We start from the raw sequence: 16391 nt of genomic DNA, 5'->3' as shown, positions 1-16391 counted from the left end.
GCGCAGCTGCGGCGACCCGGATGATGCGGGGTCAGCGACCCCAGCGGAGCGCCGCGGTCTGGACAGGGGCGTCCCACAACTCGGTGAGCTCGTCATCGAGCCTGAGCACGGACAGCGAACAGCCCTGCATCTCCAGCGATGTCGTGTAGTTGCCGACGAGCGATCTCGTAACCTCGATCCCCCTGCCAGCGAGCACCTCAGCCGCGTGCCGGTACACGATGTACAGCTCAACAAGTGGAGTCCCGCCCATACCGTTCACGAGCAGGAGCACTCTGTCGCCAGTGGCGAAACCGCCGTCGTCGATAATCGGCCCGAGCAGACGGTCCACGATACCGTCAGCCGGTTCGAGTTTGATCTTCTCCCTGCCCGGCTCGCCGTGGATGCCGATCCCGATCTCGATCTCGTCTTCGGCCAGTTCGAAGCTCGGCTCTCCGGCGTGGGGCACGACGCACGGCGTCAATGCGACGCCCATTGACCTCACGTTCGCGTTGACCCGCTCGGCCACCGCAGCGACGTCGTCGAGCGCATCGCCGCGCTGTGCAGCTGCTCCCGCGATCTTCTCGATCAGGACGGTCCCTGCCACACCGCGACGACCGGCGGTATAGAGCGAGTCCTGTACGGCGACGTCATCGTTGACGATCACGCTCCGCACCTCGACGCCGTCTGCCGCGGCCAGATCAGCGGCAGTTTCGAAATTGAGGACGTCGCCCGTGTAGTTCTTCACGATGTGAAGCACTCCGGACCCGCCGTCCACCGCGTGCGTGGCAGCAACAATGGGGTCGGGGGTCGGCGAAGTGAAAACCGGGCCAGGGACGGCGGCGTCGAGCATTCCAAAGCCGACGAACCCGGCGTGGAGCGGCTCGTGGCCACTTCCGCCGCCGGAAACGAGGCCGACTTTTCCGGTCACAGGCGCGTCCGCGCGGACGACGAACATGGGGTCTTCCGACGCGCGCACGATATCCGAGTGGGCGGCAGCGAAACCGGCGACCGCTTCGGTAACGACATTCTTCGGGTCGTTGATGAGCTTCTTCATTGAAATCTCTCCAGGTGACAAATAGGACGCAAAAGAGCTACTTCGATCGCCGGACGGTGGGGCCGACCGGCCTGAAGCTCAACCTAGCCCCGAAGAGCCAGCGAGGTAAGGGGCATCAGGCCCCGGTAGCGCCGGCCGAGGTGGCCGCAACCCACTCGTCGAGTTTTGCCGCAGCGCGCCCCGAGTCGAGCGCATCCCGCGCCACCTCCATCTGTTCCGCAAACCTGTCGAGAATGGAAACCTGCATCTGCGTGGGGTCCTCGGCGAGACGGTAAGCCACGAGGCCGGCAGCGGCGTTGAGCAGCACGATATCGCGAACGGCGCCTTTCTCACCGTAGAGCACGCGACGGACAACACCGGCGTTGTGCTCGGGGTCGCCACCGACCAGTTCAGACATCTTGACGAGAGGGATGCCGAGATCACGCGGGTCGAGATCGTGTTCCGTCACGAGGCCACGACTGACCTCCCAGATGTGCGAGTGCCCGGTGGTCGTGAGCTCATCGAGCCCATCGTCGCCGCGGAAGACGAGCGCCGTCGCTCCCCTGGTCTGGAACACGCCGACAAACAGGGGCACCCGATCCAGCTGGGCGACGCCGACAGCGGATGCTTCGGGGCGGGCAGGATTGCACAGCGGACCGAGGATATTGAACACCGTCGGGATGCCCAGGGCTGCCCTGACCGGCGCCGCGTGACGGAAACCCGGGTGGAACGCAGAAGCGAACGCGAAGGTGATCCCCGTGTCCTGCAGTGAGGATGCCACCTGGTCGGCCGTGCGGGTGAGGTCGATCCCGAGGGCCGAGAGCACGTCACTGGCGCCGGACACGCTGCTGACGGCGCGGTTGCCGTGCTTGATCACTGGCACTCCCGCTGAGGCCACAACGACACAGGCCATCGTCGAGATGTTCACTGTGCCGAAGCGGTCACCGCCGGTCCCAACGATGTCGAGCGCCATGGAGTTGACCGGAAGCGGAACGGCCTGTTCGAGGATGGCATCCCGGAACCCGACGATCTCGTTGACCGACTCCCCCTTGGCGCGGAGCGCAACCAGGAACCCGGCGATCTGCGCGGGGCTCGCCGTCCCCCTGATCACGCCATCCATTGCCCACGTCGCCTCCGCGACACTCAGGTCGTCGCCGTTAAGCAATGTCGAGAGGAGGTGCGGCCAGGTGACGGAATCAGACATGACTCCCAGCCTACCGAGCACCCCGACCGACGCGAATTCACGGCACTTTCCCGGCGAAAAGTAAGGTTCCCCTAACTAACGACTTCCCGCGCAGAGGCTCCGAATGCGAAACAGCCGCCCGGATATCGGCCATAATGGAACGGTGACGAGCACCTCATTGAACTACGCGGCGAAAGCCCAAAAGATCAACAGGCCGAACCCTGTAGCCGTTGGCACCATTGTGTGGCTCGGCAGCGAAGTAATGTTCTTCGCCGGCCTGTTTGCCATTTATTTCACCCTTCGTTCTGTTTCGCCAGAGCTGTGGGAGAGCGAGACAGCGCTCCTGAATATTCCGTTCTCGACGACGAACACGATCATCCTCGTGGCGTCGAGTTTCACCTGCCAGTTCGGGGTGTTCGCCGCTGAACGGATGCGGCCGCGATCGGTCGGACCGAAGCCGTCCCAGTGGGGAATGGTCGAGTGGTTCTTCCTCACCTACGCACTCGGCGCAATCTTCGTCGCCGGCCAGATCTTCGAGTACGCCACGCTCGTCAGCGAGGGCGTCTCGCTCTCGTCGAACGCGTACGGCTCGGCGTTCTACCTCACAACCGGATTCCACGGTCTGCACGTCACAGGCGGACTCATCGCGTTCCTGCTCGTCATCGGTCGCGCATTCGCCGTCAAGACGTTCGGCCACAAGGAAGCCACTAGCGCCATCGTGGTCTCGTACTACTGGCACTTCGTCGACGTGGTCTGGATCGGCCTCTTCTTCGTCATTTACGTACTGCAATAGAACCGGAAGACCTCACGCGAATGTTTAGGACTCACACCAGCTCCCCCCGCAAGGGCCGGAACACAGGGCGCCGCTCTCCACTGGCGACCACCGCGCTCATCGCCGCAGGCCTCCTGTTCACCGGGGGCGCGTACGCCGCGTTCTCGACGACAACGGCAAGCGCTGAACCGTCGCACGCTGCAACCGCAGCGACGGTGGAAGAGGGAAAGAAACTCTTCGACGCCAACTGCGCAAGCTGCCACGGCCTTGCCCTCGAGGGCACCGATGCCGCTCCGAGCCTCATCGGCGTCGGCGCCGCATCGGTCGACTTCCAGGTCGGAACCGGTCGGATGCCCCTGCAGCAGCAGGGACCGCAGGCCCCTCAGAAGCCACCACAGTTCACCGAAGAGCAGACTCTCGCCCTCGCGAAGTATGTTGCGACGACGGGCCCCGGCCCCGGCATCCCTGACGAGGACCTACTGCACGCCGATGGCGACGCCGCCAACGGAGCCGAGCTCTTCCGGATCAACTGCGCAATGTGCCACAACGTTGCCGGCGCGGGTGGAGCACTGACCCAGGGCAAGTACGCCCCTCCCCTGACCGGTGTTGACCCCGTTTACATTTACGAAGCCATGGTGACCGGCCCGCAGAACATGCCGGTATTCAATGACGCGAACCTCACCCCGGAGGACAAGCGCGACATCATCACTGCGCTCAAATTCACCGAGGAAAATTCCACCGTCGGCGGAAACGCCCTGGGAAGCCTCGGCCCTGTTGCTGAAGGACTCTTCATCTGGATCTTCGGTCTCGGGACAATCGTCGCGTTGACCGTATGGATCACGGCGCGTTCAAACTAAGCAACACAGCAATGACTTTGCGCAGAACTACGAAGGAGCACAATGGCACAGGACGGTAACAGCGGCACGGAACTCGCCGCTGCCGACTCGTCAGACCACGGCCACGGCACTGAAACTGCCGTCGGTACGGCGGTTGTGGCCACCGACGCGATCGCCAACCCGGGGTTTCCCCCGCACCGGCCGCGAGTAACGGATCTTGACCCCAAGAAGGAAAAGCAGGCGGAACGAACCGTCTACACCCTCTTCTACCTGTCGGTAGCGGGAAGCATCTGGGCGATTGCCGCCTACATGATGTTCCCCATCGAACCCGAAAACCTCGAATCGGTTCGTCTCAACAACCTCTTCATCGGTCTCGGGCTCGCGCTGGCATTGCTCGCGCTCGGTATCGGAGCGGTTCACTGGGGTAAGGCGCTCATGGCCGACCACGAGGGTATCGACGTCCGTCACCCCGTGCGCGGTTCAGACGAGACGCGGGCACGTGCCGTTGAGATCTTCCAGGAAGCGAATGAAGAATCCGGTTTCGGCCGGCGCTCGCTCATCCGGAACAGCCTCATCGGAGCGCTCGTCGCGTTCCCGCTCCCGGCCGTCGTCCTGTTCCGCGGGCTTGCTCCCGAGGGTCAGAACCCCGTCACGCTCCTCGAGCACACCATGTGGAAAGAGGGCGACCGCCTCGCCAGCGACCCGTCGGGTCTGCCGATCAAGGCTGCCGACGTCACAGTCGGCTCTGTCTTCCACGTGATTCCCGAGTCGCTCGCCAGCGTCGGGCACAGCGAGGGATACCTCGAGGAGAAGGCGAAAGCCATTGTTCTCCTGATGCGTCTGAAGCCGGAAGACCTCCACGAGGCTGAAGACAAGAAAGACTGGTCGTACGACGGCATCGTCGCGTACTCCAAGGTCTGCACCCACGTTGGATGCCCCGTCGCACTGTACGAGCAGCAGACGCACAACCTGCTCTGCCCCTGCCACCAGTCGCAGTTCGACGTCACCAACCACTGCGCCGTGATCTTCGGTCCGGCCGCCCGTCCCCTTCCGCAGCTTCCGATCGCTGTTGACGACGAGGGCTACCTCATCGCACAGAGCGACTTCCACGAACCTGTTGGCCCAAGTTTCTGGGAGCGTCATTGAACACCGTCACGGCCCCGGCCGACACTGAAAAGGCACCAGCCAGGAAGTCAGGCGGTTTCACTGCCGCAGCTTCCAACTATCTCGACGAACGCACGAGCATCTCGACAGCCGTCAAGGAGCTCGGTCGCAAGATCTTCCCTGACCACTGGTCGTTCCTGCTCGGTGAAGTCGCGCTTTACAGCTTTGTCATCATCCTGCTGTCCGGCACATTCCTCACCTTCTTCTTCCAGGCATCGATGGCGGAGGTCCACTACGAGGGCTCGTACGTCCCGTTGAAGGGTGTCGAGATGAGCGCCGCAATGGCGTCGACCCTCGACCTCTCCTTCGACATCCGCGGTGGCCTCCTGATGCGTCAGGTACACCACTGGGCCGCTCTGCTGTTCGTGGCGTCCATCGGCCTGCACATGCTGCGCATCTTCTTCACCGGTGCGTTCCGCAAGCCGCGTGAGCTCAACTGGGTCATCGGCTTCGTTCTCTTCATCCTCGCGATGGCCGAAGGATTCACCGGGTACTCGCTGCCGGACGACCTGCTGTCGGGTAACGGTCTCCGGATCATCGACGGCATGGTCAAGGGCATCCCGCTGATCGGAACCTGGACCTCGTACCTGCTGTTCGGTGGAGAGTTCCCCGGCACCGACATCGTCGGCCGCCTGTACTCGCTCCACATCCTGCTGCTTCCCGCGATGGTCCTCGCGTTCATCGCACTGCACCTGTTGTTCGTCGTCGTGCACAAGCACACCCAGTACTCCGGTCCTGGTCGCACCGAGCAGAACGTCGTCGGATTCCCCGTCCTTCCGGTTTACGCCGCCAAGGCCGGTGGGTTCTTCTTCATCGTCTTCGGTGTCGTCATGCTCATCGCGTCGCTCTTCACGATCAACCCGATCTGGAACTACGGCCCGTATGACCCGTCACCCGTCTCCGCTGGTACCCAGCCTGACTGGTACATCGGCTTCGCCGACGGTGGGTTGCGACTCGCTCCGTCGAACATGGACCTGGTGCTGTTCGATCACACCTTCTCGTTCGGAATCCTGCTGCCGCTCGCGGTCATCGGTATCTTCATCGTCGCCGTTATGCTCTACCCGTTCCTCGAAGCGTGGATCACCGGCGACAAGCGCGAGCACCACATCCTCGACCGTCCCCGCAACGCCGCTACCCGCACCGCCATCGGCGCAGCGGGTGTGACGTTCTACGCGGTCCTCTGGGCTGCGGCAAGCTCGGACATCATCGCGACGCACTTCCACGTCACGATGGAGGGCGTCATCCGCACACTCCAGGTGCTGCTCTTCCTGGGTCCGGTTATCGCTTACTTCGTCGCCAAACGGATCTGCCTCGGCCTTCAGAAGAAGGATCGCGAGATCGCGCTGCACGGCTTCGAGTCCGGTCGCATTGTTCGCCTGCCCGGTGGCGAGTACATCGAGGTTCACGAGCCGGTGTCCGATTACGAGCGCTGGAAGCTCGTGAGCTACGACGACTACCAGCCGCTCATGATCCGCCCGAACGCTCGCGGCAAGATCACCGTCGCCCAGAAGGTCCGCGCCGGGTTCTCCCGCTGGTTCTTCGAAGATCGCATCGCACCAGTGTCGAGGACCGAAATCGAGTCATCGCACGGGGACCAGCACTAAATCACTACTCACGAACGGGCAACGTTGACCCTCCGACATCTGGCGGAGGGGCTTCGTTGCCCGTTCTGCTTTTCCCAGCGCGCAGAAGAGTGCCGCCTGTCCCCCGTCGATCACCTCGTGATCGGGTGTGACGACGGTCATCGGTTCGACGTCAACAAACGGGGCTACGTCTCGTTGCTGCCGCCATCCACCCGGGTCACCGGTGACAGCCAATCGATGCTCGACGCCCGCGCCCGGTTCTTTGAGACCGGTGCGTTCGATCCCATCGCGGATGCCGTCGCCTCCGCCACCGCCCTGGCGTGGGCGTCGCGCTCCATCGACCCCACCGCCCCGGCCGCGACGGGCACTGGCGCCCCCTCGCTGCCCCGTCTCGCCGAGCTGGGCTGTGGCACGGGCTTCTACCTCTCCGCAGCTGCAGCCGGCCTTGTGGCTGCCGGAACGAACAATGTCCTGCCCGTCGCTGCTGACCTCTCGCCCTTCGCCGTCCGGATGGCCGTGCGCGCCGTTGGGTCGGCGGGTGGGGTCGTGCTCGACGTGTGGCAGCCGCTGCCGTTTCTCAGCGATTCACTCGCCGGTATCCTCAGCGTGTTCGCGCCCCGCAACCTCCCTGAGTTCGCGCGCGTCCTCGACGCCGACGGCTTCCTGGTTGCGGTCGTGCCCACCACACGTCACCTGCAGGAGGTTCGGGCAGAGGGCCGCGCCATCGGCATCCCCGACGGCAAGCCAGAGGCCCTGACGGATGCCGCGTCGCCCTGGTTCAGCGAGGAAAGCCGGACGCGGGTCGAGTTCGAGATGCAGCTCACGGCTGACGATCTGGACGCTCTCATCGGGATGGGTCCATCGGCGCACCACACGACGTCGCCGTCCAGCGAAACCGAGCATCCCGTGGTCTCGCCCCGAGCTTCAGAGGTGACCGGCGGGATCCCGGTCCCAATGCGCCGCGTGACGGCATCCGTCACCGTTCTCACGTATCGCCGGCTACCGGCAGATGCGCCGTCGGTCACGGAGTAACCTGTTCCGGATACGCAAAAAGGGCCACACACATTTCTGTGTGTGGCCCTTCTGCGTAGTGCAGAACGCTCTTATCTACCTGGCGTGGAAGCCGCGGTAGAACTCGTAGGTCCAGCCGACGATCGCGATGAGCAGAAGCGGAGCCGCGATGAACGAGATCCAGAATCCGATCGAGAGACCGAGCATCATCAGCGCGCCACCGGCGGCCATGATGATCGGCCACCAGCTCCAGGGAGCGAAGTGTCCGAGTTCGGGGTCACCGTCATCGATGTTCGCGGTCAGGGTGTCTTCCGGCAGCTCTCCGCCCTGGTGACGGTGCACCCGGCTGAGGTAGAAACCGACGAACGTGGCCAGGATGGCCGACAGCGCAAGCGCCGTGGTTCCCGCCCATTCGATGGTGCCGTAGCCCGGGTCGGTCAGGCTCCAGTACACGTAGACCGCCGTGATGAACGCGAAGAATACCGCGAGGATCCAGAAGAGGTTGACGTTGGCCTTCATTACTTCACTTCACCTTCTGAACGGTCATAGGTCGGAGCATCTGGTGCGTCCTTGGCAGGACCGACACCGACCGGGATACCCGCTTCGGGGTGGTTCAGGTCGAAGGCGGGCCGCTCGGAGCGGATCCGCGGGATCGACGTGAAGTTGTGACGGGGCGGCGGGCAGGAGGTCGCCCACTCGAGCGATCCACCGTATCCCCACGGGTCGTTCACGGTGACCTTCGGCGCCTTGCGGGCCGTGATGTACACGTTGAGGAAGAACGGCAGCATCGAGAGTGCCAGGATCATGGCACCAACGGTCGACAGCTGGTTCATCCAGGTGAAGCCGTCTTCCGGTGAGTAGGTCGCGTAGCGTCGCGGCATACCCATCACGCCGAGCCAGTGCTGGATCAGGAACGTGGTGTGGAACCCGATGAAGAGCAACCAGAAGTGCCAGTAACCGAGCTTCTCGTTGAGCATCTTTCCGGTCCACTTGGGCCACCAGAAGTAGAACCCACTGAACATCGCGAACACCACTGTGCCGAAGACGACGTAGTGGAAGTGGGCGACAACGAAGTAGGTGTCAGACACGTGGAAGTCCAGCGGAGGCGATGCGAGGATCACGCCGGTGAGTCCACCGAAGGTGAAGGTCACGAGGAAGCCGATAGCCCAGAGCATGGGCGTCTCGAATGTCACTGAACCTCGCCACATGGTGCCGATCCAGTTGAAGATCTTCACACCTGTGGGAACCGCGATGAGCATCGTCATGAGCGAGAAGAACGGCAACAGGACGGAGCCGGTGACGTACATGTGGTGAGCCCACACCGTGACCGACAGTGCCGCGATCGAGATCGTCGCGTAGACGAGAGTCTTGTACCCGAAGATCGGCTTGCGGCTGAAGACCGGGAAGACCTCGCTGACGATTCCGAAGAACGGCAGCGCGATGATGTAGACCTCTGGGTGACCGAAGAACCAGAAGAGGTGCTGCCAGAGGATCACTCCCCCGTTTTCCGGGTCGTACACGTGGGCGTCGAAGACGCGGTCAGCACCCAGGCCGAACAACGCAGCGGCGAGAACGGGGAACGCCATCAGCACCAGGAGTGAGGTGACGAGCGTGTTCCAGGTGAAGATCGGCATCCGGAACATCGTCATGCCTGGTGCACGCATCGTGATGATCGTCGTGATGAAGTTCACACCACCGAGGATCGTTCCGAAACCCGAGAGCGCGAGGCCGAGAACCCAGAGGTTCCCGCCGACGCCGGGAGAGAACGTCGTGCTCGAGAGCGGTGCATACGCGAACCAGCCGAAGGATGCCGCACCCTGCGGGGTGAGGAAGCCACCGATAGCGAGGAGGCTGCCGAAGAGGAACAGCCAGAACGCGAAGGCGTTCAGTCGCGGGAACGCAACATCCGGTGCACCGATCTGCAGGGGCATCAACACGTTGGCGAACCCGGCGAAGAGCGGTGTCGCGAACATGAGGAGCATGATCGTTCCGTGCATCGTGAACAGCTGGTTGTACTGTTCCTTCGTCTCGAGCAGGTTGAGGCCCGGTTCGAAGAGCTGTGCGCGGATGATCAGTGCCATCACGCCGCCGATGCAGAAGAACACGAAGGACGCGATCAGGTACATGTACCCGATCGTCTTGTGGTCAGTGGATGTGATCCAGTTGACCAGGACGTTTCCCTTTTTCTCGACGCGGGTGCTGTTGACAACCCGTGCCTGTCCGGCGGGAAGCTCAATAGTAGTAGCCATGATTATTCGCCCTCTCCTTCTCGGACGGGCGCGTCTACGCCTGGCAGATTGCTGTTTCTGTCGTACTCGGAGCCGTAGTCGCCGACGTTGCCTTCTTCAGCGAGCCCGCGAACGTACTCATCGTAGGTTTCCTGGTCAACGACCTCGACGTTGAAGAGCATGAGCGAGTGGTATTCACCACAGAGCTCGGCGCACTTGCCCGCGTAGGTTCCCTCACGCTGCGGCGTGATCGACATGTAGTTGGTTGCACCGGGGAACATGTCCTTCTTGTAAAGGAAGTCGATGACCCAGAACGAGTGGATGACGTCGCGCGATTCGAGCGCGATCTTGACGTCAGCGCCAACGGGGAGGTACAGGGTCGGCAGCTGCTCCTGGTCGATGGTGCCCGCTGGGGCACCTTCTTCTTCCTGGGCCTGGATGCCAACGGACCACACATCTTCGCCGTCAACAGCATCCGTGTAAATGAAGTCCCACGCCCACTGCTTTGCGAAGACCTGGATTTCAACGTCCGGGTTTTCGAACTGAGTCTCGATGATCTCCTGGTCACGCGCGGTGAACGCGAAGAAACCGAGGACGAGGATCAGCGGCACGATCGTGTAGAAGATCTCGATCGGCATGTTGTAGCGCATCTGCACCGGCAGGCCGGTCTGGCCCTTGCGCCGGCGGTAAACGATGATTGCCCAGAGCGTGAGTCCCCAGGTGAGAAGGCCAACGCCGAGAAGGACTATCCATGAGGTCACCCACAGACCGGCAACACGCTCTGTGTTGTTTGTTACGGGCGGTTCACCCTCCAGAAATCCTGGAAGATAACCGTGAAGTTCGGCCTGGGTACAGCCGGCCAGAACCACGGCAAGCGTGATGGCAACCGGTATAGCAGCCCATCGGAGTCGACGATTCGAGCGCACCTGGGACCTTTCGATGACAGTGTTATTTCAGCTTTCAGTCTAGCCCGATTGACGCCACCGCTCTCGACCAATTGGGCCGTGGTACCGCGAATTCCGCCGGTCGACCCGGGTTAAAAGAAGCAGGGGACCCGCCACACGTGGCGTGTCCCCTGCACGATTTGCTGAATATTCGCCTAGTGGAAGCTGTCTCCACACGCGCAGCTTCCGCCGGCGTTCGGGTTATCGATGGTGAATCCCTGCTTCTGGATGGTGTCCTCGAAGTCGATCGACGCGCCGTCGAGATACGGAACGCTCATCTTGTCGACGATAACTTCGACGCCACCGAAATCGACTGTCGCGTCGCCCTCGAGCATGCGCTCGTCGAAGTAGAGCTGGTAAATGAGTCCGGAACAGCCGCCGGGCTGGACGGCGACCCTCAACCGAAGGTCGTCCCTGCCCTCCTGCTCGAGGAGGCTCCTCACCTTGGCGGCAGCGGTATCGCTGAGGCCTACACCGTGGGTGGCGGGCTGCGGCATGGTGGATGTCAGCGTTGTGTCGCTCATGACTCTCCTCGGTAGTGGACTGACCTGTAGTTACACATCTGGCCCCAGTGTAATCCCCGCAACCGCGCAATCGCTGTGACGGGGACCATCCGGGTTATCCGACCGGTTTCGCTCGGGCGGCTCAGCGCCCAGCCGCCTGTGGACCCGCGTTCAGGCGGGCAAGCAGGAGGGCCTCCGCGAGCACAGACCGGGAGAAGACGCCGAGGTGGAGAGACTCGTTGGGGCTGTGTGCCCGCGAGTGCGGATCCTCGACTCCGGTGACCAGGATCTCGGCCGCGGGGAACACACGCACGAGGTCCGCGATGAACGGAATCGACCCTCCGACCCCGAGCTCGACCGCCTCCGTGCCCCACGCGTCCTTCATCGCCCGCTTCGCTTCGCCGAAGATGGCCCCGGAGCCGTCGACGAGGAACGGGTCGCCGAGGTCGACGTCGTCGATCTCGACCTCAGCGCCGAACGGGGTGTGTGCCGCAATGTGGGCGCGAATTGCCTGCTCTGCGTCTGTCGCATTCTGGCCTGGAGCGATTCTCGCGCTCACCTTGACCGAGACGACGGGCGAGAGGGTGTTCGACGCGTTGGCGACGCTCGGCGCGTCGATCCCCGTGACGGTCACCGAAGGCTGGTTCCAGATCCGCGAGAGGATGCTACCGGTTCCAAGGGGCGATACGCCGGGCAAGAGGCCGGTCTCTTCGCGCAATTGGGCCTCGGAGTATTCGGGGGTCTCGCCTGAGTAGCTCTCGAGACCGTCGACGGCGACGGATCCGGACTCGTCCCAGAAGGTGGCGAGGAGCTTGATGGTCGCGAGCATCGCGTCGGGCACCGCTCCCCCGAACATGCCGGAGTGGCTGGCGTGCCCGAGAGTGCGCACCGTCAGGCGGAAGGTGACGTTGCCGCGGAGGCCCACCGTGATCGCGGGGGTCACCTCATCCCAGTTGTTGGAGTCGGCGACCACGATGGCGTCGGCGGTGAGGGCGCCACGGTTGTCGGTGAGGAAGTTGGCGAACGAGCGCGAACCGAACTCCTCCTCCCCCTCGATGAACAGCGCGAGACCGAGGTCGAAGTCCGAGCCGAGCACCTCCTTGAGCGCGCGAAGCGACGCGATGTGGGCCATCACTCCCGCCTTGTCGTCGGCGGCACCGCGGCCATAGATCCTGTCACCCTTGACCGTCGGCTCGAACGGCTTAGAGTCCCAGTCGTCATCCTTGCCGGGAGGCTGGACGTCGTGGTGCGCATAGAGCAGGACGGTTGGAGCACCGTTTCGTGCCTTCCGGGTGGCGAGAACCGCTGGCTGCCCGAGTTCTGACGTGTCATCGATCGGCGCCTGCTTGACCTCGACAACGTCGAAAAGTCCCGTCGCCTCGGCCAGTGCTGCGACCGCCTCCGCGCTCGCTCGCACGTGGGCAGAGTCGAATGCTGCCCAGGAAACACTCGGAATGCGCACAAGATCGGAGAGGTCCGCGATCGCAGCCGGCATCCCTCCGGAGACGGCGGTGTGAATATCTGCATCGATTGCTGTGAGCGTGGTAGACGTGTGTTCGGAGTCTGAGGTCATGCAGGTAATCTTAAGAGGTATCCAGCGCTAGGACCCACAGTGACCAAACACACACCACGCTCGACAGCCGAGCCAATCATCGAAACTCCCGACCAGACCGCGGAACGTATTGCCGCTGCTGGCAAGGGCAGGCCGACGCCGACGCGCAAGGAGCGGGAGGCCCTCAACAAGCGTCCCCTCGTGCCAGGCGACCGCAAGGAAGCGAAGCTGGCAGCCCGCGCCAAACTCGCGGAGTCCCGCGAGAAGGCCAGGATCGGCCTGGCTGCAGGAGATGAGCGTTATCTCCCGCAGAGAGACCGGGGCGTACAGAAGCGCTGGGTTCGAGACTACGTCGACGCCCGCTTCAACATCGGTGAGTTCCTCATCCCGGTGATGTTCGTCGTGATCATCCTGACGTTCATCCCCTCCCCGGTCGTTCAGGTGTACGGGATGCTTGCGCTCTGGGCGTTCTTCCTCATCGCCCTCATCGACTGCTTCTGGATGGGCACCGTCATCCGCAAAAAGCTCCGCGCCAAGTTCGGTACGGACAACGTCGAACGGGGCGTGCGCTGGTATGCCGGGATGCGCGCGCTGCAGCTGCGCGTCCTTCGGCTTCCGAAGCCGCAGGTCAAACGCGGGGACTACCCAGCCTGACCCACTGAAAACCGCCTCACCGTCTCGGTGGGGCGGTTTTTCGTTAGGCCCGGAGTGCGGAAAGACCCCGGTTGACCTGGCGCGCCCATAACGGCCCGAGGTACAGGAACGCCGTGTAGCCCTGGACCAGGGTTGCGCCGGCATCGATACGCTCCTGGACGTCGCGCGCGGTGAAGACCCCTCCCACCGAGATTACGCACATCGAGTCAGGCACGACGCGCCTGATCAGGCGGAGCACCTCGAGTGAACGTTTCGCGAGTGGGGCGCCGGAAAGTCCGCCAGCCCCGGCGGCCTCGACCACCGCACTGTCCGTCGTGAGGCCCTCCCGAGAGATCGTGGTGTTCGTCGCAATGATGCCGTCGAGGCCGGTCGAGACCACGAGTTCCGCGATCCGAGTCACCTCCTCGTCGCTGAGGTCAGGGGCGATCTTGACGAGAAGGGGGGTGGCACCGGCGGCGGTCTTGACAGCGGCAAGCAGCGGCGCGAGCCTGTCGAGCTCCTGAAGTCCGCGAAGACCCGGTGTGTTCGGAGAGCTGACGTTGACGACGAGGTAATCCGCGACCGGAGCCAGAAGCCTGGTGCTCGTCAGGTAATCGGCGATGGCATTGTCGACGGACACCACGCGGCTCTTTCCGATGTTCACACCGAGCACCGGGCGGTTCCTGGCCCGACGCACGTGTGCGAGTCGCGCTGCGGCTCCAGCGGCGCCGCCGTTGTTGAACCCCATCCGGTTGATCACCGCACGATCCGGCACGAGCCGGAACAGGCGCGGTTTCGGGTTCCCCGGTTGCGAGTGTGCCGTGAGCGTCCCGACTTCGACGTGCCCGAACCCGAGCGCGCCGAGTCCAAGGACGGCCTCACCGTCCTTGTCGAACCCCGCAGCAACGCCGAACGGTGTGGGAAACGCCAGTCCGAGCGTCGACACGCTGAGATCGGCGCTCGGCGCCGTCGCGCGCCCGAGCGCAGCAGCCACCCTCCGGTTGCCAAGCAACCGGATCGCGTCGAATGCCAGGTGGTGGGCGACCTCGGGGTCGAGTTTCGAGAGGACAGTACGGAAGAAGAACTGATACATCGTCGGCGCTGTCACCGCTCGACGGCGTCGCGAGCGTCGTCGGCAGTGTCGGATGCGTGCTCAACACGGAGCAACGCGATCGCGGCATCGAAATCCTCGAGCGAATCGAACCCCTGGTAGACGCTGGCGAATCGGAGGTAGGCGACCTCGTCGAGTTCCCGGAGCGGCGTGAGAATGGCGAGGCCGATTTCGTTGGCATCGATCTGGCTTGTGCCGGTCTGCCGGATCGACTCCTCCACCTTTTGCGCCAGAACGGCGAGGTCGGAATCGGTCACCGGCCGGCCCTGGCACGCCTTGCGCACTCCCGAGACGACCTTGTCGCGCGAGAAGGGCTCAACGACCCCGCTGCGCTTGATGACGTTGAGGCTCGCTGTTTCGGTTGTGCTGAAGCGACGGCCGCATTCCGGGCACTGCCGTCTCCGCCGGATGGAAAGCCCGTCATCACTGGTGCGGGAGTCGATGACGCGGGAATCGGGATGGCGGCAGAAAGGACAGAACATGATGGCTACTCCGGCTGGACGGGTGCTTCGACGCGAGTCGACGCTATGAGAATCGAACGGTGACTGCTTCGCCGTGCGCGGGAAGCTCCTCAGCTCCGCTGAGCGCGACCACATTCTCAGCCACGTCGCCGAGCGCCGCCTGGCCGTACTCGACCACCTGCTGGGGGCGAAGGAAAGTGTAAGCGCCGAGTCCGGACGAGAAACGGGCCTGCCCGCCGGTCGGCAGAACGTGGTTGGACCCGGCGAGATAGTCGCCGAGGCTGACGGGAGAGAACGGTCCGAGGAAGATCGCCCCTGCCGTGGAGATGAGTGAGAGCACCGCCTCGTTGTCTGCGGTCTGGATTTCGAGGTGCTCTGGCCCGTAGGCGTTGCTGAACCGTGCTGCGGCGTGCATATCGTCGACAAGGACAATCGCCGACTGCTGGCCGCCGAGCGCTTCGATCACCCGGGCTGAGTTCGCTGTGGCCGCGGCAAGCTCATCCAGTTCGCGCGCAACCAGCTCGGCGAACTCGGCCGAGTCAGTGACGAGGACCGACGCGGCGGCCTCGTCATGCTCTGCCTGGCTGATCAGGTCTGCGGCGACGAATCGAGGGTTGGCGGCAGCATCCGCGATCACCAGGATCTCGGTTGTCCCCGCTTCGGAGTCAATACCGACCACTCCGCGCACAAGGCGCTTTGCCGCGGCGACGTAAATGTTCCCAGGGCCGGTGACGACGTCGACGGGCAGCAGTCCGAGTGACTCGACGCCGTAGGCAAGCGCACCGATAGCGCTCGCGCCGCCCATTGAGTACACCTCGTCAATGCCGAGAAGACCGGCGGCGGCGAGGATTGTCGGGTGCACACGTCCGCCGAATTCCTTCTGCGCTGGTGACGCAAGTGCGATGGAGGGGACGCCGGCCACCTGGGCGGGAACCACGTTCATGACGACGCTCGAGGCCAATGGCGCTTTACCGCCCGGTACGTACAGACCAACACGCTCGACCGGCTGCCAGCGCTGGTGAACCTGCGCGCCCGGCCCAAAACTCGTTGTGGCGGGGACAGGGAGCTGTGCGGCGCTTGCGGCGCGCGCGCGTTCGATCGATCGATCGAGTGCTGCGCGAACGGCGGGGTCGAGTCCAGCCACGGCCGCGGCGATCTCCGAGGGATCAACGGCGATCGATGCGTCGCGAACACCGTCGAATGTTTCCGCGTGCCGCTTGAGTGCGCTTTCACCCTCGAGGCGAACCTCACTGATCAACCGCTCGGCGGCTTCGCTCGCGACGGCAATATTGACGATCGGACGCGGGATCCGCTGCAGCAGTTCGGCGCGGGTAGGCTGAATACCGCGCAGGTCGATGGTCTGAATTTTCGTCTTGATCATGGCAGTCCCAGTCTATC

At 63.6% G+C, this 16391-nt stretch carries 16 protein-coding genes; 6 read left to right on the top strand and 10 right to left on the bottom strand.

The window, feature by feature from the left end:
• Nucleotides 1–31: 31 nt before the first annotated feature.
• Both dhaK and trpD read right to left on the bottom strand, forming a co-directional pair.
• Nucleotides 32–1033: a dihydroxyacetone kinase subunit DhaK gene (gene dhaK, locus AC1X6S_RS01325; RefSeq protein WP_483404036.1), complete on the bottom strand. Its 1002-nt coding sequence runs from the start codon at nt 1031–1033 to the stop codon at nt 32–34.
• A 115-nt stretch (nt 1034–1148) separates the two neighbouring features.
• A complete protein-coding gene (trpD, locus tag AC1X6S_RS01320; RefSeq protein ID WP_483404035.1) occupies nt 1149–2216 on the bottom strand; it encodes an anthranilate phosphoribosyltransferase in 1068 nt (355 codons plus the stop codon).
• Between the two features lie 103 nt (nt 2217–2319).
• On the opposite strand from trpD, the gene ctaE reads away from it, so the two are divergent.
• The 5 genes from ctaE (at nt 2320) to AC1X6S_RS01295 (ending at nt 7582) form a co-directional block, all read left to right on the top strand.
• On the top strand, nt 2320–2988 hold the full coding sequence (ctaE, locus tag AC1X6S_RS01315) for an aa3-type cytochrome oxidase subunit III (RefSeq protein WP_108390899.1): 669 nt from the start codon (nt 2320–2322) through the stop codon (nt 2986–2988).
• A 20-nt stretch (nt 2989–3008) separates the two neighbouring features.
• Complete coding sequence (gene qcrC, locus AC1X6S_RS01310) at nt 3009–3824, top strand: cytochrome bc1 complex diheme cytochrome c subunit (RefSeq protein ID WP_483404034.1); 816 nt, start codon at nt 3009–3011, stop codon at nt 3822–3824.
• 42 nt (nt 3825–3866) lie between these two features.
• Nucleotides 3867–4949, top strand: coding sequence for a cytochrome bc1 complex Rieske iron-sulfur subunit (qcrA, locus tag AC1X6S_RS01305; RefSeq protein WP_483404033.1), 1083 nt, complete (start codon nt 3867–3869; stop codon nt 4947–4949).
• Nucleotides 4946–6571, top strand: coding sequence for a cytochrome bc1 complex cytochrome b subunit (gene qcrB, locus AC1X6S_RS01300; protein WP_483404032.1), 1626 nt, complete (start codon nt 4946–4948; stop codon nt 6569–6571). Before qcrA ends, qcrB begins: the two co-directional genes overlap by 4 nt.
• Nucleotides 6572–6688: 117 nt before the next feature.
• A complete protein-coding gene (locus tag AC1X6S_RS01295) occupies nt 6689–7582 on the top strand; it encodes a class I SAM-dependent methyltransferase (RefSeq protein WP_483404031.1) in 894 nt (297 codons plus the stop codon).
• A gap of 75 nt (nt 7583–7657) precedes the next feature.
• On the opposite strand, the gene AC1X6S_RS01290 is transcribed toward AC1X6S_RS01295, so the two are convergent.
• The 5 genes from AC1X6S_RS01290 to AC1X6S_RS01270 form a co-directional block, all read right to left on the bottom strand.
• Nucleotides 7658–8080 carry a cytochrome c oxidase subunit 4 gene (locus AC1X6S_RS01290; RefSeq protein ID WP_483404030.1) on the bottom strand — a complete coding sequence of 141 codons (423 nt, stop codon included), beginning with the start codon at nt 8078–8080 and terminating at the stop codon, nt 7658–7660.
• Nucleotides 8080–9810 carry an aa3-type cytochrome oxidase subunit I gene (ctaD, locus tag AC1X6S_RS01285; RefSeq protein WP_108390893.1) on the bottom strand — a complete coding sequence of 577 codons (1731 nt, stop codon included), beginning with the start codon at nt 9808–9810 and terminating at the stop codon, nt 8080–8082. Before ctaD ends, AC1X6S_RS01290 begins: the two co-directional genes overlap by 1 nt.
• 2 nt (nt 9811–9812) lie before the next feature.
• Nucleotides 9813–10715, bottom strand: coding sequence for an aa3-type cytochrome oxidase subunit II (gene ctaC / locus AC1X6S_RS01280; protein ID WP_108390892.1), 903 nt, complete (start codon nt 10713–10715; stop codon nt 9813–9815).
• Between the two features lie 173 nt (nt 10716–10888).
• A complete protein-coding gene (locus tag AC1X6S_RS01275) occupies nt 10889–11257 on the bottom strand; it encodes a HesB/IscA family protein (RefSeq protein WP_483404029.1) in 369 nt (122 codons plus the stop codon).
• Between the two features lie 121 nt (nt 11258–11378).
• Nucleotides 11379–12809, bottom strand: coding sequence for a M20/M25/M40 family metallo-hydrolase (locus AC1X6S_RS01270; protein ID WP_483404028.1), 1431 nt, complete (start codon nt 12807–12809; stop codon nt 11379–11381).
• Nucleotides 12810–12848: 39 nt separating this feature from the next.
• On the opposite strand from AC1X6S_RS01270, the gene AC1X6S_RS01265 reads away from it, so the two are divergent.
• Nucleotides 12849–13442: a DUF3043 domain-containing protein gene (locus AC1X6S_RS01265; protein WP_108390890.1), complete on the top strand. Its 594-nt coding sequence runs from the start codon at nt 12849–12851 to the stop codon at nt 13440–13442.
• Nucleotides 13443–13485: 43 nt separating this feature from the next.
• Here the strand turns inward: AC1X6S_RS01265 and AC1X6S_RS01260 are convergent, their stop codons facing one another.
• The 3 genes from AC1X6S_RS01260 to hisD are packed head-to-tail and all read right to left on the bottom strand — an operon-like array spanning nt 13486 to nt 16374.
• The gene (locus AC1X6S_RS01260) at nt 13486–14514 is read right to left on the bottom strand and encodes a quinone-dependent dihydroorotate dehydrogenase (RefSeq protein ID WP_483404958.1); all 1029 of its coding nucleotides are present in this window, start codon (nt 14512–14514) and stop codon (nt 13486–13488) included.
• A gap of 11 nt (nt 14515–14525) precedes the next feature.
• Nucleotides 14526–15014 carry a transcriptional regulator NrdR gene (nrdR, locus tag AC1X6S_RS01255; protein WP_108390889.1) on the bottom strand — a complete coding sequence of 163 codons (489 nt, stop codon included), beginning with the start codon at nt 15012–15014 and terminating at the stop codon, nt 14526–14528.
• Nucleotides 15015–15057: 43 nt separating this feature from the next.
• Nucleotides 15058–16374, bottom strand: a complete 1317-nt coding sequence (gene hisD, locus AC1X6S_RS01250; RefSeq protein WP_483404027.1) for a histidinol dehydrogenase — start codon at nt 16372–16374, stop codon at nt 15058–15060.
• Nucleotides 16375–16391: the final 17 nt, after the last annotated feature.

Source organism: Mycetocola sp. Y442 (assembly GCF_056898615.1).
The sequence above is the reverse complement of the archived record's forward strand: the minus strand, read 5'-3'. Positions and strand labels throughout refer to the sequence as shown.